The sequence below is a fragment of the Pseudomonas sp. NBRC 111140 genome (assembly GCF_001320885.1).
Taxonomy (GTDB): domain Bacteria; phylum Pseudomonadota; class Gammaproteobacteria; order Pseudomonadales; family Pseudomonadaceae; genus Aquipseudomonas; species Aquipseudomonas putida_P.
In genome coordinates, this window is record NZ_BCBQ01000181.1 from 1 (window position 1) to 2,781 (window position 2,781).

Annotated in this window: 3 protein-coding genes; all 3 read left to right on the forward strand. The window is 62.0% G+C overall.

All coding sequences use genetic code 11. The features are described from left to right. A partial coding sequence (gene bamA / locus APH42_RS28695) for an outer membrane protein assembly factor BamA (RefSeq protein WP_082421480.1) occupies positions 1-1,270 on the forward strand: 1,270 nt, incomplete at its 5' end. Positions 1,271-1,417: 147 nt separating this feature from the next. Continuing rightward, positions 1,418-1,801 (forward strand): hypothetical protein, encoded by a 384-nt coding sequence (locus tag APH42_RS28700; RefSeq protein ID WP_060494742.1) that lies wholly within the window; start codon positions 1,418-1,420, stop codon positions 1,799-1,801. Between the two features lie 14 nt (positions 1,802-1,815). Next, entirely contained in the window at positions 1,816-2,781 is a 966-nt protein-coding gene (locus tag APH42_RS28705) for an endonuclease (protein ID WP_060494743.1), read from the forward strand.

The window sequence follows — 2,781 nt, forward strand, 5'->3', positions numbered from 1 at the left end:
TCGCGAAATGCGCCAGATGGAAGGCGGCTGGGCCTCGACCTACCTGATCGACCAGTCCAAGACCCGTCTGGAGCGCCTGGGCTTCTTCAAGGAAGTCAACGTAGAGACCCCACCGGTGCCGGGCACCGACGACCAGGTCGACGTCAACTACAGCGTCGAAGAGCAGGCCTCCGGCTCGATCACCGCCAGCGTCGGTTTCGCCCAGAGCGCCGGCCTGATCCTCGGTGGTTCGATCAGCCAGAGCAACTTCCTCGGTACCGGTAACAAGGTGGCCATCGGCCTGACGCGCAGCGAATACCAGACCAAGTACAACTTCGGTTTCACCGACCCCTACTTCACCGCCGACGGGGTCAGCCTGGGCTACAACCTGTTCTACAACAGCACCGACTACAGCGATTACTACGACGATGGCGTTTCGTATTATGCGATCAACAGCTACGGCGCCGGGGTCAGCTTTGGCTACCCGATCAGCGAAACCTCGCGCCTGAGCTACGGCCTCACCCTGCAGCACGACGACCTTTCGCCGGGCACCTACAGCGCCGACGAGATCTACGACTTCATTTCCCGCGAGGGCAAGAGTTTCAACAACCTCAAGGCCTCGATCGGCTGGTCGGAATCCACCCTCAATAAAGGCGTACTGGCCACCCGTGGCCACTCGCAGAGCCTGACGCTGATGGCCACCACCCCAGGCAGCGACCTGTCATTCTACAAGCTGGACTACAACGGCCAGGCCTACTTGCCGGTGACCAACAACACCGCACTGCGCCTGCACACCAGCCTGGGCTATGGCAATGGCTACGGCTCCACTGACGGCTTGCCGTTCTATGAAAGCTACACCGCAGGTGGCCAGGGTTCGGTGCGTGGGTTCAAGGACGGCACCCTCGGCCCACGCAACACCCCGGCCACCGGTGCTTATGCAAGCTCAGGCCAGGCTTACTACTCCGACCGAGACACCGATGTGCTGGGGGGCAATATCCTGATCACCGGCGGTGCCGAGTACATTTTCCCGTTGCCGTTCGTGAAGGACCAGAGCCAGCTGCGCAGCTCATTGTTCGTCGATGCGGGCAATGTGTATGCCGACACCTGCTACCTGTCCACCACCCAAGGCTGTGGCAGCGTCGACCTGGCGCAGATGGCCGTGTCGCTGGGGGTTGGCGTGACCTGGTACAGCCCGATGGGGCCGCTGAGCTTCAGCCTGGCGGCGCCGTTGAAAAAGCCGGATAACGCCGAGACCCAGATTTTCCAGTTCTCCCTGGGGCAGACATTCTGAAGCCGGCAAGGCAAGCGTCATGCGCGGTCCTACAGGGACCGCGAAGCGCTCTGGAGCATTACCCGCTTTTACCCCCGCTTAACCCAAGTTGACAGTCACATTGCCTAAGCTGACCTGCACTCGAACCCCGCCCAGCAGGACACACTCATGCCTCCCTTCACCCCTTGCTTCCCCACCACACTGCGGCACGATGAAATACCGCTGGCACTGCTCGACCTGGTCCAACAGCGCCTGGCCAGCCTGCTCGGCCCACGTTTCACCGTGGTCCTGGGCGGCAGTGGCGACGGTGCCGGGGTGAGCCACTACCACTTGGCAATCCAGCACAACCAAAGCGGTGTTTCCCTGGAAGACTACGGCACCGTCACAGCCGGTTTCATCGAGCGCCTGTTGCGCATGAGCACCCAGGTGCGCGACATGCTCGACTCAGCCACCTTCAGCCTCATGGCCAGCGAACACCCTGGCCGACCACTGGTATGGCTTCGCGAGCTGGTCTGCAACGGGGAAAGCATTACAATGCGCGCCCCAATCTGAAATATGTTTTCTCCATGAAATCACTGCTTTACGCCGTAACCTTATTGTTTTCCTTTACCCTGCCCGCCCTGGCCAACCCGCCGGCAACCTTCACCGAAGCCAAGGTGGTGGCCAAGCAGAAGGTGTACCTGGACCAAGCCAGCAGTGCCATGGGCGACCTGTACTGCGGTTGCAAGTGGACCTGGGTGGGCAAGTCCGGCGGGCGTATCGATGCCGCCTCGTGCGGTTACCAGACGCGCAAGCAGCAGAACCGCGCCGAGCGTACCGAGTGGGAGCACATCGTGCCCGCCTACACCTTTGGCAACCAGCGCCAGTGCTGGAAGAACGGTGGCCGCGAACATTGCGTGGACAACGACCCGGTATTCCGCGCCATGGAGGCCGACCTGTTCAACCTGTACCCGGCCGTGGGCGAGGTCAACGGTGACCGCAGCAACTTCAACTACGGCATGGTGGCTGGCAATGCAGGTGAATACGGCCAATGCAGCACCAAGGTCGATTTCGTCCAGCGCGCCGCCGAACCGCGCGATGAAGTCAAAGGCCTGGTGGCCCGCACCACGTTCTACATGTTCGACCGCTACCAGCTGAGCATGTCGCGCCAGCAGCAACAGCTGCTGATGGCCTGGGACAAGCAACACCCGGTGTCGGCCTGGGAGAAAGAACGCGACCGGCGCATTGCCGCGATCATGGGGCATGCCAACCCGTTTGTAAGCGGGGAACGCAAGTGGACGGCCGACTACAAGCCGGTTGGCAGTGGCGTGGTGCAAGCGGTGCCGGTAAAAGCCGCCAAGGCAGAGGCCAAACCGAGCCTGGCCAGCGCCGAGTCGGTCGGGGCTGTGCTAGGCAACCGCAACAGCCATGTCTATCACCTGTCGGTTGGCTGCCCGGGCTACAACCAGGTCGCAGCCAAGAACCAGGTGACCTTCGCTAACGAGGGTGAGGCGCAGGCAGCGGGCTATCGCAAGGCAGGTAACTGCCGATAG